The organism is Faecalibacterium sp. I4-3-84 (assembly GCF_023347255.1).
In the GTDB taxonomy this organism is placed as follows: Bacteria; Bacillota; Clostridia; order Oscillospirales; family Ruminococcaceae; genus Faecalibacterium; species Faecalibacterium taiwanense.
Map to the genome: position 1 here is coordinate 2,035,408 of NZ_CP094466.1, position 19,185 is coordinate 2,054,592.

The window sequence follows — 19,185 nt, forward strand, 5'->3', positions numbered from 1 at the left end:
GCTTAGCCGGGATACCGGCTCACTTCCAGCAGCTCTTCTGCACGCTTCACCTGCTCCGCTGTGGGCGGCACGGCATCCGGCAGCGGATAAGGGATGCCCAGCTTCTGCCACTTGAACAGGCCCAGCGTGTGGTAGGGCAGCACCTCCACCCGCTGCACCGTTTTCAGGCTGCGGATAAAGTCTGCGGTCCTGCGCAGGCCCTCCTCGTCGTCGGTCAGGCCGGGTACCAGCACATGCCGGATCCACAGCGGGATGCCGAGGTCCGAGATGTGCCGCGCCATCGCAAGGATGTTGGCATTGTCTTTGCCGGTGAGCTGCCGGTGGCGTTCCGGGTCGATCTCCTTCAGGTCGAGAATGACCAGACTGGTGGACTTCATCAGCCGGTCGAAACCGGCCAGATAATCCGGGTCATCGGGCCGGAAGGGCTGCCCGGCGGTATCCAGAGCCGTGTGCACGCCTTTGGAGCGGGCCAGCTCGAAGAATGCCGTCAGGAACTCCATCTGGCGCAGCGGCTCGCCGCCGCTGACCGTGATGCCGCCCTTTTTGCCCCAGTAGTTGCGGTAGCGGTAGACCCGCTGGAACAGCTTTTCTGCCGTCCATTCCTCGCCGCCCTCCGCAGCCCACGTTTCCGGGTTGTGGCAGTATTTGCACCGCAGGGCACACCCCTGCAAAAACACCACAAAGCGCACACCGGGGCCGTCCACAGAGCCGAAGGATTCCAGCGAGTGGACATAGCCGATGGGGTTACAGGGCTGCATGGCAGGTGCGGGAGATAACATCCATCTGCTGCTCGCGGGTCAGGTCGATGAACTTGACGGCGTAGCCGGAGACGCGGATGGTGAAGTTGGCGTACTCCTCCTTCTCGGGATGCTCCATGGCATCCAGCAGCTTCTCCTTGCCAAAGACGTTCACGTTCAGGTGGTGTGCGCCCTGATCGAAGTAGCCGTCCATGACCTGTACCAGATTCTCCACCCGCTCGCCTTCGTTGTGGCCCAGAGCGTCCGGGTTGATGGTCTGGGTGTTGGAGATGCCGTCCAGTGCCCAGTGGTAGGGCAGCTTTGCCACCGAGTTCAGGGAAGCCAGCAGGCCGTTCTGCTCTGCGCCGTAGCTGGGGTTTGCACCGGGAGCAAACGGGGTGAAGGCGGCACGGCCATCGGGCAGAGCGCCGGTGTACTTGCCGTACACCACGTTGGAGGTGATGGTCAGGATAGAGGTGGTGGCCTCGGAGTTGCGATAGGTGTGGCGCTTCTTGATCATCTCCAGGAAGGTGCGCAGCAGCCACACGCCGATCTCGTCGGCGCGGTCATCATCGTTGCCGTACTTGGGGAAGTCGCCCTCGGTCTCAAAGCCGGTGGCAAGGCCGCTCTCGTCACGCACTACCTTCACCTTGGCGTACTTGATGGCGCTCAGGGAGTCGATGACGTGGGAGAAGCCTGCAATGCCGGTGGCAAAGGTGCGGCGCACGTCGGTGTCGATGAGGGCCATCTCGGCTTCCTCGTAGTAGTATTTGTCGTGCATATACTGGATCAGGTTCAGCACATTGACATACAGGCCAGCCAGCCAGTCCAGCATCTGGACATACTTGGGCAGAACCTCGTCGTAGTTCAGGTACTCGCTGGTGATGGGGGCATAGTTGGGACCGCACTGCTCGTGGCTCTTCTCGTCCACACCGCCGTTGATGGCGTACAGCAGGCACTTGGCAAGGTTGGCGCGGGCACCGAAGAACTGCATCTCCTTGCCGGTCTGGGTGGCAGACACGCAGCAGCAGATGGAGTAATCATCGCCCCACACAGGCTTCATCACGTCGTCGTTCTCGTACTGGACAGAGCTGGTATCGATGGACACCTTGGCGGCATATTTCTTGAAGCTCTCCGGCAGGGCGGAGGAGTACAGAACGGTCAGGTTCGGCTCCGGTGCGGGGCCCATGTTTTCCAGCGTGTGCAGGAAGCGGTAGCAGTTCTTGGTGACCATGCTGCGGCCATCCATGCCGATGCCGCCCACTTCCAGCGTTGCCCACACGGGGTCGCCGGAGAACAGCTGGTTGTAGCTGGGGATGCGGGCAAACTTGACCATGCGGAACTTCATGACCATGTGGTCGATCAGCTCCTGAGCCTGGGTCTCGGTCAGGATGCCGTTGTCCAGATCGCGCTGGATGTAGATATCCAGGAAGGTGGAGATGCGGCCCACGCTCATGGCAGCGCCGTTCTGGGTCTTGATGGCGGCAAGATACCCGAAGTACAGCCACTGGCAGGCCTCCTTGGCGTTCTTTGCAGGCTGAGAGATATCATAGCCGTAGGCCTCGGCCATCTTCTTCATGCCCTTCAGGGCGCTGATCTGGCGGGCAATCTCCTCGCGCAGGCGGATCACGTCGTCGGTCATGGTGCCGTCGCCGCAGTTGGCGAAGTCCTCCTGCTTGAACTTGATCAGTGCATCGATGCCGTACAGGGCCACGCGGCGGTAGTCGCCCACGATGCGGCCGCGGCCGTAGGTGTCCGGCAGGCCGGTGATGATGTGGGTGTGGCGGGCCGCCTTCATCTCAGGGGTGTAGGCATCAAACACAGCCTGATTGTGGGTGCGGGTATAGTCGGTAAAGATTTTGTGCAGCTCTTCGCTGGGCTGGTAGCCGTAAGTGGTGCATGCCTGCTCTGCCATCTTGATGCCGCCGTAGGGCATAAAGGCGCGCTTGAGGGGCTTGTCGGTCTGCAGACCCACGATCTGCTCCAGATCCTTCAGGCTTTCGTCGATATAGCCGGGGCCGTAAGCAGTCAGGCTGCTGACGACTTCGGTCTCCATATCCAGCACGCCGCCCTTGGCGCGCTCGGCCTTCTGCAGCTTCTGCAGGGCACCCCACAGCTTGTCGGTCGCCTCGGTGGGGCCGGCCAGAAAGCTTTCGTCGCCGTCATACGGGGTGTAGTTCTTCTGGATGAAGTCGCGCACATTGACTTCTTCTTTCCAGATGCGGCCCTCAAAGCCTTCCCACTGTTCAAAATTGATCATTGGAACCTCCTTGCTCCATTACGCAGTTAGCGTTTTCTAACTAATGAGCCTTTGAAAAACCGCTCTGCATGGCGGCTTTCTGGGGGCAAAACGGTCTTGAACTGCCGATTGCGGCAGCCCCGACTACAAGGTGTAGACAAAAATGAAAACCTGCCCACAAAATCTTGCGTTATTATAATAGCAAGAACCACTTTAAAAAGCAATAGATAACAAGTGGGTTTTCTTCCAAAGCAAGGGGCTTTCTTTGGGCAGAATGTAGAAAAAGTGCCGAAATCCCGGCGGTGCACCTATTTTGCGAAAAAAATCGCAAAATAAGGGTTGACAAGACTAACCGGCTGTGGTATTCTGTTCTCGCAACGAGGTTAGACAAACCTAACCACGTTGCACCAGAAAAGCAGATGCTTCTGCAAAAGTGTCTGTGAAAAACCGGTCTGTGTAATGAACACAGACCCCAAGTTTGTCGCGGCGGGGCCGCTCCATCTTGCTTACGCAAGACCGCTTTGTGGCTTAAAAGCCCCACTGGGGCTTTCATTGCTGCGCAAACGCCAAGTTTGTCGCGGCAGGGCCGCTCCATCTTGCTTACGTAAGACCGCTTTGTGGCTTAAAAGCCCCACTGGGGCTTTCATTGCTGCGCAAACGCCAATTCCTCCATTCCATTCTCTTTTTTCAAATGAGCTGTGGTTTTAGTTTGCTCCCGCGGCTCGATGCGCGGCATTCGGTGTGATTGGTACCGCACCAAGTGCAAAAGAAAAACAAAAACGGGACATGCAGCTTGACCACCTGCGTGCCCCGTTTTTTGTTTTTAACTCCTTCAGTCATGGCTGATGCCATGCCAGCTCCCTCAAAGAGGGAGCCCTTGGCAGTGCGGAAAACTTTACGGTTTTGCCAAAGCCTCCCTCATTGAGGGAGGTGGATGCGAGTGCAGCGAGCAGACGGAAGGAGTTTTACTTCACGATCTCCGCCAGCTTTTGATACACTTCCTCCGCGCCGCCCTTGGGCGTTTTGATCTTTACGAACTGGCTGTTCACGATGGCGGTGCCATCGGAGTAGACGGTGAACAGGAGGTTATTGTTCTCGGCATCATCGTAGTAGCTCACAGTGACGGAATCCACTGGGTATTCGTGGCTGTAGGAGGAATACTGCTGGTTGAACCGCTTGACACAGGTAAGGTCGGAAAGCACGTTTGCGATCTGCTGATAGGCAGGGTCGTCGGCAGAGAGCAGCTGAACATCCATCTCTGCGGAGCGGGCAAAGTTCTGAATGTGCTCCACCCGGACACTGGCCTGTGTGCTGGCCTTGATCCCGGATGCAAGGTCGACTTTTGCGGAAGGAAAGATCAGCACCAGTGCAAGCAGCACTAAAATGACAATGCCGAACCGGGACAGGATGCTCTTATCTTTCATGGCGGGTCAATCCTCCTTTGGCGGCTCCAGATCGGTCAGATGCCGCTGAGCGATGAAGAAGCCCACGGTGCTGGCGGCGAACACCACATAATAGCTGGCGATGCGGTAAAGCATCATCACGCTCATCACCTCGCCGCGCTCCAGAAAGCTGCCGAACACCAGCAGGAATGCCGTCTCGATGGAGCCCATGCCGGCCACATTGGGCAGGGCGTTGGACAAAAACAGCATCAGGCTGGTGAGCAGCTGCACCTGCAAAAAGCTCAGAGGGGAAAGCCCCATGAACCGGATGCACAGGTAAGGCAGGCAGAACAGCCCGAACAGCTTGACCGCCTGCAATGCCAGAATTTCGGCGCAGCGGGGCTTATCTGCCAGCAGACGGCGGCTCTCCTCGCCCAGAACATCCAGCTGCTGCTGCCAGTCGGCGCGGCGCTGCTGCCATTTTTCCGTTTTGGGCAGCAGACGCATCAGCCAGCGGGCAAGGTCCTGCACCAGCGGCGATACGCACACCAGCACCAGCACCACAATGATGGCCGCCACTACAGCGTATGCCATGGGCAGATAATTCATCACACCGGTGGTGTTGGCGGCAAGCCATCTGTGCTGAAACAGCAGCATCACCGTGGCATACAGCAGCACGGTGGTTTTGTGGAACACGTACTGCAGGGTCATCAGGCCCACGCCCGGGCCAACCGGCAGGCCGCAGCGGTGCAGATACCATGTCTGCACCGGCACTGCGCCTGCGCCCAGTGTGACCACATTGCCAAAGGTGCCGCACCACGCGGTATCGATGCCCTGCCAGAGCCTGAAGCCCGGGATGCGGCTGCGCACGATGACCCACGCCACGCACCCCTCCAGCAGCGGGTAGCTGAGGCCGATGGCCAGCACCACCAGCACCTGCCATGCGGACAGCTGCGAAAGCGCTGCGGTGATCTCGGCCCAGTTGTCATCGAACAGCAGCACGATGATGCCGGTAAGTGCTGCGAGCACCAGCAGCGAGATCACTGTCTTTTTGCGGGAAGGTGCGGCAGAGGCGGGTTGGCTCATAGAGAGAACAGGCTCCTTTCAGGCGGAATGATTTGATAAAAGTATAACACACGTGGCCTGTGTCTTTGTGAACGGAACTGGAATTTTCTTGTGCAATTTTGATGGAATGATAAAAAGGCAAGGGCGGATGCACGCATCGACCCTTGCCTTTATCTTGTTTTTAGCCTGTTGATTCGTTCACCAGCCGTGTCAGGGTGGCAACATAGGCTTCGTTGGAATAATATTTCTCGTACATTTTCCGGCAGTCAGCTTTCATGGCGGCCAGCTGTTCCGGATGCAGGATAGCATGCTCCAGTACCTTTGCCAGCTGATCCGGGTCGTCGTCTTTGTACACAAAGCCGTCCACGCCCTCGGTGATCAGCCCGGCGGTGCCGGTGTGCTCCGACACGATGGAGGGCTTGCCGAAGATCAGGCCCTCGGTGACGAAGGTGGGCATGGGATCATCGCGGGAAGCGCATACCACGCAGGCGCACTGATCCATCAGGGATTTGATCTCGGGCCGTTCCAGACGCTTGCGGTAGAAAACGGTGTCCGGGTAATCCTCCACCAGTGCATCCACGGCGTTCTTCAGGCTCTTGTCCGCCGCCTTGCCCACGAACAGGAAAGCAGCCTTCTGGCGCACCTCGGGCTTTAGCAGGCGGATGGCGTTGCAGAAAATATCCTGACCCTTGCGCGGCTCAAAGGAACCTACGGTCACGAACAGCGGCCTGCCGCCGGCATAGCTGATATCGTAGGGCGGGAAGCTTTCCTGCGCATAGTCCGGCAGACCGTAGATCAGCTGTTCAATGCTGAAGTCCGGCCGCACCGAGTGCATGGCGGCAGTGGCGTGGGAGCCTACGGCGCACACATGCACATTGGAGCCCAGTGTTTTGGGAATCTTGTGCGCAATGAACGGGTAGCCTGCAAAGGCATCGTGCAGCCACCACAGCACCGGCACGAAGGAGCCGTTCAGGGTGCTCACGGCGGCAGCCTCTACCACGGTGTTGGCCAGCACAAAATCGGCGCTGGTGGCAAGGCCCCACAGCGACGAGTTCATCACGCAGTCGCTGCGGGTGACAACGGCGGCACCGGCATCCAGAAACAGCGGCAGCGAGCCGTCGTCCGCAGGGCCAAGCACCACCACTTCAAAGCCCATGCTGCGCAGCACCGGCACGGCACTTGTCAGCACGATGGGCGCACCGGTCATGGTCAGCTCGTGGCTCAGGATCAGAGCACGCTTTCCGGAGGCAGAGAACACATCGTCGGCACATAGCTCCCGCCGGAAGTGCAGCAAAGACTGCGGGATGCGGCGGCAGTTTTCCGCCATGGCGGTGGCAAGGCGCAGCAGCTCGGTCACGCTGTCCCTTCCGCGCGCAGCGGCACGCACCCGGTCCAGAAGCTTCCGCGACACCATGGCGCAGCGGCTGCACGGGATGTGCTGGGTGCTCAGATAAAGGGCGGTGGAGCCATCGAAGCCAAAGGCGGCATCACACACCACAAGGTCGGCACCGGTGCGCAGGGCGGCGGCAAAATAGGTCAGGGCGGTGGAGGTGCACTCCAGATCTTCGCTGACCAGCAGCACGCCCTCCACCGAGTCGGTCAGGGCGGGGGCCAGCTCCGTCACCAGCCGGAACTTGCGGTGCAGCTGGTTTTCCAGTGCGTGCTCCAGCGCCTGATGACGGCCCGGTGCATACACCAGCAGATAGGTGCTCTGGGTATCGGTATAAACCTGCTTCGTCAGCTGCTTACGCTGCAGGGTGCTGTAACTGCTGTACATGTTGACAACTCCTTTAGCGATCCGATTCAGCCGCGCAGCAGGCGGCGCAAAGCACGCAGCGGTGCGGTAAGCCGCCAGCTGCTGCTCTCGTACAGGTTTTCCAGCGAATCTTCATAAGCAGCACGGCTGTTCTGCAGTTCCGTCAGCTGATTGTTCAGCCGGGTGTTCTCGGCAAGGGCGGCCTGCAGCTGTTCCAGAACATCGTTCTTTTCGGCCTCAGCCTGCAGCTTGATGGTATTCAACGCGCTGAGCAGGGCCTTGCCGGGCTGCTCGTGCTGGAAGCGGCCCAGCGGATAGTAATGATAGGTCACGGCAAACTTCATCCCGGCCGCAAAGGGCACGGTGCTGCACACGGTCAGGTTGGGGTCCACATCCAAAAACAGCAGGCAGTCTTCCTGCAGCTGGATGCCGTTCATGGCGCGGCATTCCAGCCGCTCGTCCGAGATGCTCAGGTCAGTCACGCAGCAGGCCAGCTCACCGGGGTCCAGCCGCAGCGCACGGGCATCCGTGGGCAGGGTAAACACCGCAGAGACCTCGTGGGTCAGTTCGTCGTAGGCGTCCTCGGCAACGGTCAGGCATTCCCGCGGGGAATAGCCAGAGCCGGAATCGTAGAACAGCTGTGGCAGGGTGAGGGCGGCAGGCTCGTTGTCGCTGCCGTGCCTTGCCAGTGCGGCCTGATAGTTCAGCACCTGTTGTTCCAGCTCCAGACACCGCTGTGCCAGCCGGGATACACCTTCGTCAGAGAGCTTGAGCTGCTGTTCCAAGTCAGCAGCGCGGCTGCGGGCCGCAGCAAGGGTCTCGGGGGCATCGTTGTTCATAACCGGATTCTCCTCTTACTTTTATGATGGGCTGCACCGCAGCAGCCGGAAAAACATGTCAGTGCCGGGAGGTATAGTGCACGGCGGGCGTTCTGCGCTGTGCCGGGAAAAATCGGATGATGAGTGCGCGGCGTACACGCAGCAGCTCACACACCAGCCAGATAGAGCCCAGAGCGATGGCATATTGCAGCCACATGCCCAGCACCGGCTGCGCAGAGAACTTTGCTACCATCAGATACCACGGAATAGCGATGATCTCCACGGTATGTACGCAGAAAATGTTCAGCGAGCGGCGGCCCACCGCTTCCAGAAAGTGTACGATGGGGCCATGGCCATGGCTGAGCCGCATGAACAGCCGGATGAAAAGCAGGCCTGCAGCACCGTCCAGAAAGATGCTCAGCGGCCCCAGTGACCACTCGGCCAGCGAGATGCAGTCGGTGGTGCGGGTAGCAAGAGCGCCTACGGCAATGAGTGCTGTGGCGGCCAGCAGCCCGGCAAAGACTTTGGGCGGCAGGGGCTCGTCCAGCAGATGCTTCTTTTTGGCAAGGAAGCCGATATAGAGGTAGGGCACCACCACGGCACCCTGGATCAGGCAGAAGGGCAGCTCCCACACAAGGCTCGCGCCCCAGCCCAGCAGGACGCAGCCTGCCACAGCCCATGGAACATAGCGCTCCGGGAAGATGTTCAGGATCACATCCAGCAGCACCCAGCCTACCATCAGCGCCAGCAGATACCACATCGGCCCGCAGGAGAAGAACTCCTGCCCGAAATACTCGGCCGTGTGGGGCAGGCCCAGCAGAAAGCCGCCGGTGACCTTGATAGACTCGCCGATGGTGCCGGGTAGATACTGGAACGTCTTATAATGAATGATAAAGTGCAGCACGCAGGTGAACAGCGCCGTGTAAGCATAGGGTTTGAGCAGGCTTTTGAGCTGCTGGTGGATGCACTTGTGGATAGAGCGCTTGCGGAAGCCGTAGCCGCTGGCAATAAAAAAGGCGGACATCAGCGCTTCGCGGTAGATGAACGGGAAAAACGCGGTCAGGGACAGGCCGCTGACCGCCTGCATGGGATAAAGCTCGGCGGTATGCGCAAAAACGATGGTCAGCATACCGGCACCCTTGAGCATGTCGAACATGCCGATGGAGCTGGCGGTGCGGGGCTTGGTTCCTTCCATGGAGGTTCCTTCCTTGCGCGGGACATTCCATCAGAGCCGGACGCCGCACAATGCGTAGATTTTGAATGAAAAAGATAAAATTTTGTATGGATATAAACCCAGTATAATGCTTTTTGCACAGACTGTCAATTTTGAATTGCGGTCCGGCGGGCGGAGGGCACATTGCAGCCTGCAATAAAAGCATAGCACAGGCAGGGTGGCTTCGCAGCGAAAGGCAGAATTTACATCTGGAAACGACATGATATGCAAGAATTTATTGTCAATATTGGGAATTAAATGTTGCAAAACTCTTGCATTGACACAGGCCTTATTGTATACTGGGCACAGTTGGAAATGACTGGAAGGATCTGTGTTGGCGTACACAGGAGCGCCGGATCGGATGATAAAAATGGAGGCAGAAAAATGATTACATCGCTGTATCAGTCCCTTTGCAATATGGAAACCAACATTGCAGACCGTGTGGCTCTGCGCTGGTATGATGAAGAAAAGCAGGGCGTGGCCGAGGTGCACTACGCACAGTATGCCCAGGATCTGCGCCGGTTCGTGGCGTTCCTGCGTGCAGAGTATGGCGACGTGCGCGGCAAGCGTGTGGCGATCCTGGCCCGCAACAGCTACCAGTATGTCATCTGCATGTACGGCACGGTCATTGCCGGAGCCGTGGCTGTGCCGCTGAACCTTGGCAAGGACTGGGATGCCATCTCCTATGAGCTGGGCCTCACCGAGCCGGTGTGCATCCTGCAGGATGGCGAGTTCGCGGAGCGGGAGCCTGCCCTCGCTGAGACCTACGGCAGCATCCTGAAGCCCATGGATGTCTTTGCGGCCTATGAGCCTGCCGAGGACGTGACCGAGGTGGAGGACCTCTCTGCTCTGGCCTTTATCATGTTCACCTCCGGCACCACCGGCCGCAGCAAGGGCGTTATGCTGAGCCAGAAGAACCTGTTCAGCGCCATGCCGGCTTTTCTGGACCCCTTTGACGATGTGAAGAAGTACACGGGCTGGAACACCGACGAATTCTCGTCCCTGTCCGCCCTGCCCATGTTCCACATCTCCGCCATGACCAGCCTTGTTTCGTGGAGCATCACCGGCCACTCCATCAACCTGTGCAACAACCTGAAGTATTTCTATCGTGATCTGGGTGCCATGCACAGCGAGGTGATGGCGGTGGTGCCGGTGCTGCTGAAGAGCATCTACAGCGATGTGATGAAGGGCCGCCGTGACCGCCTGAACGGCCTGTGCGTGCTGACCTGCGGCGCTGCCATGTTCGACCCCAAGATTCTGAGTGATATGATGGAGAAGGGCTTCTTTGTGGCCCAGATGTACGGCCTGACCGAGACCTGCGGCGACGGCGCATGGAACTCCTCGCAGGAGGCAAAGTACCTGACCAGCGTGGGCCACGTGGACCTCAGCTGTGAATACAAGCTGGACGACGGCGAGCTGTGCATGCGGGGCGACCCCATCATGCTGGGCTACTACAAGGACCCGGAAGGCACTGCAGAAGTCATCGATGCAGACGGCTGGTTCCATACCGGCGACATTGCCCGGGTGGAAGAGGATGGCTACATGTACCTGACCGGCCGCAAGAAGAACGTGATCATTCTGGACAGCGGCGAGAACGTGAGTCCCGAGGAGCTGGAAAAGCTGCTGGTACCCTGTGCGGACATTCAGGAGTGCATCGTGAAGGAAAAGGACAAAAAGATCTGCGCTGTCATCTACTGTGACCCTGCAAAGCAGGAAACTGTGAAGGAGTTCGTCACTGGGGTCAACCGCGGCCTGCCGCTGTACAAGCGCATGGTGCCGGAGCTCAGCGCACAGCCGCTGCCCCGCAACGCCATGGGAAAACTGCTGCGCTGAACACAGGAGGAAGCAGAACAATGCGTAAGATCAGAGTGCTGGATAATGTCTACGACCTTATCACCATCAACATGGAAGACCGCTTCAAGGATAATGTGGCCTTCCGCTTCTACGACACCGCAAACGATGCCGTGACCACCATCCTCTATAAGGATTATGTGCAGGATATCCGCAAGGCGGTGAATTACTTCCAGTCCACCATCCCGGAGATCAAGGGCAAAAAGATCTGCCTGCTCACCAAGAACAGCTACGAGTATGCCGTGAACACCTTTGGCGTGGTGGCGGCCGGTGCGGTGCTGGTGCTGCTGAACCAGCGCAAGAGCTGGGACGAGCTGAGCTACGAGCTGGGCCTTGTGGAGCCGGACGCCATCCTGACCGACGGCGACGACTACGGCTTCAACGACCAGCTCAAGGCTGCCTACGGCGATATCCTCCGCCCCATGGATGGCTTCCGAAGCTATGAGCCTGCGCAGCTGACCCGCTGCATCGACCACGAAGCCCTGATGATCCTGATGTTCACCTCCGGTACCACGGGCCGCAGCAAGGGCGTGATGCTGAGCGAGAAGAATTTCTTCTCGGTGATGCGTGCCCACACCCAGATCGGTGAGCACATGATGGCGTATAAGCACGAACCGGACCTCGTCATGAGCCAGTACACCGTGCTGCCCATGTTCCATCTTGGCGCTTTCATCTGCCTGTTCTCCTGGGCCCACGCAGGCTGGGCGCTGAACGTCAGCAGCGACATCCGCAACTTCTATAAAGAGGTAAAGCGGATGCCCAGTCAGGCCATGGCGGTGGTGCCGGTCATCATGAACTCGCTCCACCACGATGTGATGCGCGGCCGCAAGGACCGTCTGGGTGAGCTGTGGGTGCCTATCTGCTCCTCTGCCATGTTCGACCCGCAGGTGATGCTGGATATGGCGGAACACGGCATGTTCGTGGTGCAGACCTACGGCAGCACCGAGACCTGCGGCGACGGCATCATCAACTACGCACAGGACGCAAAGCACATTGGCGCTGTGGGTCAGGGCAACGATTATCTGGACTACAAGATCGCCGAGGACGGCGAGCTGTGTATGCGCGGCGACAGCATCATGCTGGGCTACTACAAGGACCCGGAGGCCACCGCCGAGGTCATTGACGCGGACGGCTGGTTCCACACTGGCGATCTGGCCCGCAAGGACGAGGACGGCTACTATTTCCTGACCGGCCGCAAGAAGAACCTCATCATTCTGGACAGCGGCGAGAACATCAGCCCCGAAGAGCTGGAAGGCATCGTGGGCAAGTGCGAAGCCGTGAAGGAATGTGTTGTAAAAGAGATGGGCAAGAAGATCGGCGTGGTGGTCTATTGCGATGAGGACAAACAGCAGCAGGTGCGGGACTTTATCACCGAGGCAAACCGCACCCTGCCGCTGTACAAGCGTATGAGCGCAGTGGAGTTCAGCACTGAGCCGCTGCCGCGCAACGGTGCAGGCAAGCTGCTGCGCCAGTAATCCGGATGCGATCGAATGCCCGGATGCATAAATGGGCCGGCAGACCGGCAGACTGAAAACAGGAGTTCCGACAAAAAACAAAGCTTTGTTGCCGGAACCCTTGCGCACAGGAGAGAATCAGGGTATTATTATGGAAAGGCATAGGAGATTGTGCCTATTATCCGTCACGGAAAGGAAGAAAAATTCTATGGAACGAGCAGAGATCATTTCCCAGATCCTGGCCATCCTGGAGGATGTTGCCGAGGTCTCTCCCGAAGATGTGAATGAGAACAGCGTCCTGATGGACGATCTGGATCTGTCCTCAATGGAGATCCTGACCATTGTGGCAGACCTCGAGGAGACCTTCGGCCTGCGCATCCCTGAAAAGGAGCTGCGCAACTTTGTGACCATAGGGGATCTGGTGGATTATCTGGCGGCAAACGCGGGGTAACAGTTCATGAATGAGTCGCAGCGCTCGACGGAGTACATCTTTCAGGGAACGATGTACTTCTTCCGTCGGGAGAAGATCCTGTGTCGGTACCAGTTTGCACTGCAGGATGCGGTGGAACCCTCTCTTTTGCAGCGCGCACTGGAGGCGGCGCTTTCGGCCGCACCGTACTATCGGGTACAGCTGGTGCAGGAAAAGCGGAGCTTTTTTCTGGAGCCGAACCCGAACCCCTGTCTTGTGTATCAGGGCAGTGCACAGCGCGATATCCCGGAGGAAACGAACGGCTATCTTTTCAGCGTGAGCTGTGAGGGGGACACCGTCTATTTTGACTGGTATCATTTCCTCATGGACGGCCACGGGGTGTCGCCCTTCCTCACCCGCATTCTGGAACAGTACTGCAACCTGCGCTATGGCACGGCGTTTGCAAACACGCCCATCGTGTGCAGCCCGGCCTATGACATCGAGGCCATGATGGAAAAATATCCACCCCTCACAGCCACCGAGAGCACGATGCAGAGGGATGTGGTGCAGACCTACGAGGGCAGGATGCGCCGCACCCGGGTGCGGCTGACCAAGCAGAGCCTTGTGGACCGGGCAGTGGAGAACGGCGTCAAGCCCTTTACAGCGCTGGCCGGTTTGCTGAACCTTGCGCTGCGCAACTATCTGGGCAAAGACGAGATCCAGTATTCCTACTCGGCAGATACCCGCAGGGAAGCGGGCGTGCCGGATGCCCTTTACAACTGCGTGTGCTCCTTCCAGAGCGGCGTGAAGCTGAACGATGACACCCGCCTTGCGGACATCGTGCCGGAAATGGATGCCGAGGTGCTCCGCACCCTGCAGCCGGAGGCAAAGCTGCGCCAGATGGTCCAGCAAATGAGCTGGGTCTACAAGGTAGACCAGCAGAAAGCGCCCCTGCGCATCAAGCAGAGGGTGTTCCAGATGGGTGAGTACATCAGCGGTGTCTCGGCGGATTTCTGGCTCAGCTATCTGGGCAATCCGCTGCTGCCGGCTACGCCGGAGCTTCAGAAGTACACCAAAGACTTCAACGTCTGGGTCCCGCCGGATGGCGGCTCCATGGGTGTGGAAGCCTCCAGCCTGAATGGCATCATCACCCTGTGCATCGAGAACAAGGCCGAAATGCCAGGCCTTGCCGGGATGATCCGCACCGCCTTTGAAAAAGAGGACATCACGGTGCTGGAAGCCGTGGATCTGGATACATAAGTGCAGAACATAAAAAGCACTCTTTCCGGGCAGGAAAGGGTGCTTTTTTGCGTCTTATTCGGTCCGTGCAGGCCGTGTGGTCACTTCGCCGCAGCGCAGAGCTTCCTGTCGGCCGTTCTCCCGCTGGATGACCAGCCGCCCTTCCTCGTCGATGGCAAGGGCCTTTGCGGCGTAGGTCTCGGTCTCGGCACACACTGTCACCCAGTGGCCGGGCACAAAGCACCGGGCGCGGTACTCATCCAGACAGTCAAACGCCGGGCAGAGGGCCAGCAGCTCCCGGGCAATGGCCCCGGCCAGTGCGGCCCGGCTCACCGGGGCAGGCCCGCCGGGGTACAGGCTCCCGGCCTTGCGGGCCAGCTCCTCCGGCCAGTCGGCGGCGGTGGAGGTAAGGTTCAGCCCGATGCCGACCACCAGCCATTCCAGCTGTCCGCTCTCGAGGTCGGTCCCCGCTTCGGTCAGGATGCCGCAGACCTTTCTGCCCTGATAGTACAGGTCGTTGACCCACTTGACGGCAAGCTCCAGCCCGCAGAGCTTTTTCACGGCACGGCAGACCGCCACCGCGGCGCTGATGGTAGCGGTCTGGGCATTGGCGGCGGGCATTTCCGGGCGCAGCAGCACCGAGCAGTAAACGCCCTTGCCTGCCGGGCTTTCAAATCTCCGGCCCAGCCTGCCGCGTCCGGCGCTCTGGTGGGCGGTGAGCACCAGCGTGCCATGGGGTGCACCATCCAACGCCAGCAGCTTTGCCGTGCGGTTGGAGCTTTCCAGCGTGTCATATAAATAGATGGGTGCAGGGTAGTCCCCGATGGCTTCGGTGCAGAACGGGTCGCCGCCTGCCAGCCGGTAGCCCCGGCGGGGCGCAGCTTCCAGCGCGTACCCTTGGGCCGTGAGGGCCGCAGCGGCCTTGTGCACGGCAGCGCGGCTCACGCCGAGGGTCTCGGCCAGCTGCTGGCCGGAAACGTAGCTGCCCCCGGCAGCGGAAAGTGCCTGCAAAAGTGCCTGACGGGTACTGACAGCCATGGCCGAATGCCTCCTTTTGTGCTATACTACTTCTATTGTATCATAAAAATAAAAGTTTTTGCAGGATTTTGAACGGCTGTTTCGTATGAATGTGCAGAAGGGCAGCGCAGGGGCTGCACTTCGTCGGACCGGGACGAAACTGAAAGGAGGTGGGCAGGCCGTTGACGACCTTGGAATTCAGCGCGATGGTGCAGAAATACCAGTCGCTCGTATATACGGTCTGCCACCAGCTGGTGCCGGATGCCGGCGATGCGCAGGACCTGACGCAGGAGACCTTTCTGGCGGCATGGCGGGCCATTGACCGCTGCCCGTCCGGGTTTGAAAAACAGTGGCTGGCACGCATCGCTGCCAACAAGGCAAAGGACTATCTGCGCAGCGCATGGGTGCGCAGGGTGAACATTCCCGGCGACGATGTGCTGGCGCTGGAAGGTGCGCCGCCCGGCACCCAGCCGGAACAGCAGGTGCTGGATGCTCTGGGCGAGGAAGAGCTCACCACCATGATTCTGGACCTGCGGGAGCCCTACAGAACGCCTTGCCGTCTGGTGCTGCTGGAACAGCACACCATGGCCGAGGCGGCACAGCTGTGCGGCCGCCCGCCCAAGACGGTGGAAGCACAGATCTACCGGGCAAAAAAGATGCTGGCACAGCAGATACTACAGCGTGAAAACGATGGAAAGGAGTGCGTACATGGAACTGTTTGACAAAAACGGCTGTCTGACCGACGAAGGCCTGCAGGCCCTGCAGGCAGGCGGGCTGGATGAGCTGGGCCGGCTGGAAACCGCCGAGCATTTATCCTACTGCGATAAATGCATGGACCGCTACACCGCTCTGCTGACGGCAGATGCGCTGGAAACGCCGCCCCACTCCGCGCACAAGGCGGTGATGGCCGCCATCTGGGTGCGGCTGATGCAGAACACATGGGGCCGTGCCGCAGTGGCCGGTGTGGCGGCGGTGCTGGCCTTTACCATGTGGCGCTCCGGCACCATAGACCAGCTGCTGAATTTCCGGCAGGAGCTGCACACATGGACACCGGAGACCAGCCAGAGCCAGACCGAAGAAGCCTTGCAGCTGGGCAAGCCGGTGGAAGATGGCCGACCGTCCGCCCAGCCGGAAATACTGGGAAAGCCAATGGACGACGACAAGCCGAAGCAGCAGGCTTCGCTGGCAAAAGCACTCAATGACCTGCTGTTCGGAGCCGGCGGCCCTGCAGCAGAAAAATACAAAAATTCGCCACTTGCAGATCAAACAAAATAAGGAGATCGATTATGATGAAAAACGGAATCCTGACCTTCCTCTTCGCCTTTTGCCCGGGCGCAGGCCAGATGTATCAGGGCTACATGAAGCGCGGCCTTTCGCTCATTACGATGTTCTGCGTGGCCTTTGGTGCGGGCACTCTGCTGGAAGTTTTGTATGTAGCCATGCCCATTGTGTGGATGTACAGCTTCTTTGACACCTTCAATCTCCGGGCGCAGATCGGCGCAGGCACCGCCCCGCAGGACGATTATCTGGTGCACATCAACTGGCACGACCAGCGCATGGAACAGTTCATGCTGGACAGCCACAAGCTGCTGGGGTGGGGCCTGATCGCGCTGGGCGCGCTGGTGGCCTACCAGAACATCCTTATGAACACGCTGGGGGATATCGTGTGGCGCTGGGGCCAGAGCAGCCCCTTCTTCCGTGCACTTTACCTGATGATGGATCAGCTGCCGGAGGTGGTGGTCTGCGTGGCCTTGATTATCTGCGGTGCGTGGCTGGTGCGCGGCCCCAAGGGCAGAAAGCAGAAGCCGCAGAACGATGCCGAAGATTTTACCGAGTATACTGCACAGGATGCGCAGGCGGAGCCGGAAGCAAAGGGCTTTGCCATGCCCAAGCTCTCGGCTCTGCTGGGCAAGCCCGTGACCCCGGACGATGAGACGGAGGATGCCGACGATGGACGAGACGAGAAATGATGCGCCGCTGACCGGTGAAGCACCGCAGACTGCAAAACCGCAGCCGCTGCGCCGGGTGGGCAGCTTTACGCTGGGCGTATGCCTGATCGCAGCGGGCATCTTCTTTCTGCTTGCCTATTTTGTGCCGGGCGTTGACTGGAAGCTGATGCTCAAGATCGCCCCGGCGGCAGGGCTGATCCTGCTGGGCGGCGAGGTGCTCTTTTTTGCCGCCCGCCCGGGGCGCTGGAAGTACGATTTCTGGTCGGTGCTGATCTGCCTTGTGCTCATGGGCGGGTGCTTCTGTCTGTCGCTGCTGCCGGTCGTGTGGGATGAACTCGGCCCGGAGCGGAATCAGGCAAGCATGAAGCTGGGGCAGGAATATACGACAGAAGCCTATGACAAGATCAAACAAACAGCCCCGGATATCCGTGTGAAGAATATCAGCGGAAACGCCTACCTGTACAGCAGTGAGGCGAAAACGCTGCGGGATGTGAATGCCGGAAACGGCTATCTGAGCCTGACTGTGGAGCTGTTTGGCGGCTATGACAGCGTACAGGCCTTTGCGCAGGACTGCCGCAGCGTGACCGATGCCGTGCAGCAGTGCAGCGCACAGCCGGATGAGCTGCGCATTACATGGTCGCCGGAGAACGACCCGGGCCAGAGTCTTGCCTCCGGTAGCCTGCAGAATGTGGAGCAGTACACGCTGGAGCTGGTGGGCATTGCACAGCTGGACTGGACGGCTGACCAGATGGCAAAGCAGACCGAGGTGCAGTACCTGCTGGACGAAGAAAACGAAAAACCGGCGGAGTCCGAAGCTTTTTCCGAGGAAAGTTCGGAGCTGAGCGAGTGAAACAAAAAATGCTTCCGTGCGACGCACGGAAGCATTTTTTATACGTTTATACGGCCGATCTTACAGCTTTTTGCCGGTGAGCAGCTCGTAAGCTTCCAGATACTTGGCAATGGTCTTGTCGATCACGTCCTGCGGCAGATCGTAGTTGCTGTCGGGGTTGGCCTTGAGCCAGTCGCGAACGAACTGCTTATCAAAAGAGGGCTGGCTGTGGCCCGGCTCGTAGCCCTCCAGCGGCCAGAAGCGGGAGGAATCCGGGGTGAGCATCTCGTCGCCCAGCACCACGTTGCCGTTCTCATCCAGACCAAACTCAAACTTGGTGTCGGCAATGATGATGCCGCGGGAGAGCGCATATTCAGCACACTTCTTATACAGGGCAATGGTGTAGTCGCGCAGCTTGGTGGCGTACTCCTCGCCGTGGCCAGGGAACTGCTTTTCCAGCACCTCGATGCTCTTTTCGTAGGAGATGTTCTCGTCGTGGTCGCCGATCTCGGCCTTGGTGGAGGGAGTGTAGATAGGCTCGGGCAGCTTGTCGGATTCCTTCAGGCCCTCGGGCAGCTGAATGCCGCACACCTTGCCGGTCTTCTGGTAGCTGGCCCAGCCGCTGCCGGTGATGTAGCCGCGCACGATGCACTCGATGGGCAGCATGGTCAGCTTGCGGCACATCATGCTGTTGCCGTCGAACTGCGGCTGCTGGAAGAACTCCGGCATATCCTTCACGTCCACGCTCAGCATATGGTTGGGCAGCAGATCGCGGGTGTAATCGAACCAGAACTTGCTCATCTGGGTCAGAACGGTGCCCTTTTTGGTGACCTTGTTTTTCAGGATGACATCAAACGCGGAAATGCGGTCGGTAGCAACCATGATGAGGCTGTCACCGTTATCATAGATCTCACGAACCTTGCCTTCTTTAATGGGCTTGAACTCAGTCATAATCAAACACTCCATTTTCCAATGCCGAAAAAGCGGCGGTGTATCTTACCTGATTATTGTACCATGTCTGCGGACAGTTTGAAAGAAACAGAATGAAAGGAAAATCAGGCCGTTTTTGCATTTTTCTCGTGAAAAATGTACGAAAAATAGAATCAAAATTCGGCGATTTGACGATAAAAGTCGTACTTTCACAACAATGAAGCACCTTTTTGTAAAATGTAGGCATGGACATTCCAGCGATTGTGCGGTATCTTATAATTAACAAATTAAAATAGG

Annotated in this window: 17 protein-coding genes; 8 read left to right on the top strand and 9 right to left on the bottom strand. The window is 58.8% G+C overall.

The features are described from left to right. Positions 1–2: 2 nt before the first annotated feature. From pflA to MTP41_RS10010, 7 genes are all read right to left on the bottom strand, one after another. Positions 3–758, bottom strand: a complete 756-nt coding sequence (gene pflA / locus MTP41_RS09980) for a pyruvate formate-lyase-activating protein (protein WP_005943928.1) — start codon at positions 756–758, stop codon at positions 3–5. Next, positions 745–2,997 carry a formate C-acetyltransferase gene (gene pflB / locus MTP41_RS09985; protein WP_249235448.1) on the bottom strand — a complete coding sequence of 751 codons (2,253 nt, stop codon included), beginning with the start codon at positions 2,995–2,997 and terminating at the stop codon, positions 745–747. Before pflB ends, pflA begins: the two co-directional genes overlap by 14 nt. A gap of 944 nt (positions 2,998–3,941) precedes the next feature. Beyond that, a complete protein-coding gene (locus tag MTP41_RS09990; RefSeq protein WP_097777399.1) occupies positions 3,942–4,400 on the bottom strand; it encodes a hypothetical protein in 459 nt (152 codons plus the stop codon). Between the two features lie 6 nt (positions 4,401–4,406). Continuing rightward, positions 4,407–5,444 carry a lysylphosphatidylglycerol synthase transmembrane domain-containing protein gene (locus tag MTP41_RS09995; RefSeq protein WP_249235449.1) on the bottom strand — a complete coding sequence of 346 codons (1,038 nt, stop codon included), beginning with the start codon at positions 5,442–5,444 and terminating at the stop codon, positions 4,407–4,409. Between the two features lie 160 nt (positions 5,445–5,604). Further along, positions 5,605–7,200 carry a glycosyltransferase family 4 protein gene (locus MTP41_RS10000; protein WP_097777401.1) on the bottom strand — a complete coding sequence of 532 codons (1,596 nt, stop codon included), beginning with the start codon at positions 7,198–7,200 and terminating at the stop codon, positions 5,605–5,607. Between the two features lie 26 nt (positions 7,201–7,226). After that, positions 7,227–8,018, bottom strand: coding sequence for a hypothetical protein (locus tag MTP41_RS10005; protein ID WP_249235450.1), 792 nt, complete (start codon positions 8,016–8,018; stop codon positions 7,227–7,229). Positions 8,019–8,076: 58 nt separating this feature from the next. Beyond that, the gene (locus MTP41_RS10010; RefSeq protein WP_097777403.1) at positions 8,077–9,192 is read right to left on the bottom strand and encodes an acyltransferase family protein; all 1,116 of its coding nucleotides are present in this window, start codon (positions 9,190–9,192) and stop codon (positions 8,077–8,079) included. Positions 9,193–9,594: 402 nt separating this feature from the next. Between MTP41_RS10010 and MTP41_RS10015 the strand changes: the two genes are divergently transcribed. The 4 genes from MTP41_RS10015 (at position 9,595) to MTP41_RS10030 (ending at position 14,184) form a co-directional block, all read left to right on the top strand. Then, positions 9,595–11,043, top strand: a complete 1,449-nt coding sequence (locus MTP41_RS10015) for a class I adenylate-forming enzyme family protein (protein WP_243111469.1) — start codon at positions 9,595–9,597, stop codon at positions 11,041–11,043. Between the two features lie 20 nt (positions 11,044–11,063). Then, positions 11,064–12,536 carry a class I adenylate-forming enzyme family protein gene (locus tag MTP41_RS10020; RefSeq protein ID WP_120120870.1) on the top strand — a complete coding sequence of 491 codons (1,473 nt, stop codon included), beginning with the start codon at positions 11,064–11,066 and terminating at the stop codon, positions 12,534–12,536. Between the two features lie 187 nt (positions 12,537–12,723). After that, on the top strand, positions 12,724–12,966 hold the full coding sequence (locus tag MTP41_RS10025; protein WP_044953961.1) for an acyl carrier protein: 243 nt from the start codon (positions 12,724–12,726) through the stop codon (positions 12,964–12,966). A 6-nt stretch (positions 12,967–12,972) separates the two neighbouring features. Further along, a complete protein-coding gene (locus MTP41_RS10030; protein WP_097777405.1) occupies positions 12,973–14,184 on the top strand; it encodes a hypothetical protein in 1,212 nt (403 codons plus the stop codon). Between the two features lie 54 nt (positions 14,185–14,238). Here MTP41_RS10030 and MTP41_RS10035 read toward each other — a convergent pair whose 3' ends face one another. Next, positions 14,239–15,201: a biotin--[acetyl-CoA-carboxylase] ligase gene (locus tag MTP41_RS10035; protein ID WP_097777406.1), complete on the bottom strand. Its 963-nt coding sequence runs from the start codon at positions 15,199–15,201 to the stop codon at positions 14,239–14,241. Positions 15,202–15,362: 161 nt separating this feature from the next. Between MTP41_RS10035 and MTP41_RS10040 the strand changes: the two genes are divergently transcribed. Genes MTP41_RS10040 through MTP41_RS10055 form a run of 4 tightly spaced genes read left to right on the top strand, consistent with a single transcriptional unit; the run spans position 15,363 to position 17,979 of the window. Continuing rightward, positions 15,363–15,902, top strand: coding sequence for an RNA polymerase sigma factor (locus tag MTP41_RS10040; protein ID WP_249235451.1), 540 nt, complete (start codon positions 15,363–15,365; stop codon positions 15,900–15,902). Continuing rightward, positions 15,889–16,455 (top strand): hypothetical protein, encoded by a 567-nt coding sequence (locus tag MTP41_RS10045; RefSeq protein WP_097781335.1) that lies wholly within the window; start codon positions 15,889–15,891, stop codon positions 16,453–16,455. The genes MTP41_RS10040 and MTP41_RS10045 overlap by 14 nt, the downstream gene beginning before the upstream one ends. An 11-nt stretch (positions 16,456–16,466) precedes the next feature. Beyond that, on the top strand, positions 16,467–17,150 hold the full coding sequence (locus MTP41_RS10050) for a hypothetical protein (protein ID WP_097777408.1): 684 nt from the start codon (positions 16,467–16,469) through the stop codon (positions 17,148–17,150). Next, positions 17,131–17,979, top strand: a complete 849-nt coding sequence (locus MTP41_RS10055) for a hypothetical protein (RefSeq protein WP_249235452.1) — start codon at positions 17,131–17,133, stop codon at positions 17,977–17,979. The genes MTP41_RS10050 and MTP41_RS10055 overlap by 20 nt, the downstream gene beginning before the upstream one ends. A gap of 60 nt (positions 17,980–18,039) precedes the next feature. Here MTP41_RS10055 and MTP41_RS10060 read toward each other — a convergent pair whose 3' ends face one another. After that, complete coding sequence (locus MTP41_RS10060; protein ID WP_044953963.1) at positions 18,040–18,909, bottom strand: phosphoribosylaminoimidazolesuccinocarboxamide synthase; 870 nt, start codon at positions 18,907–18,909, stop codon at positions 18,040–18,042. Positions 18,910–19,185: the final 276 nt, after the last annotated feature.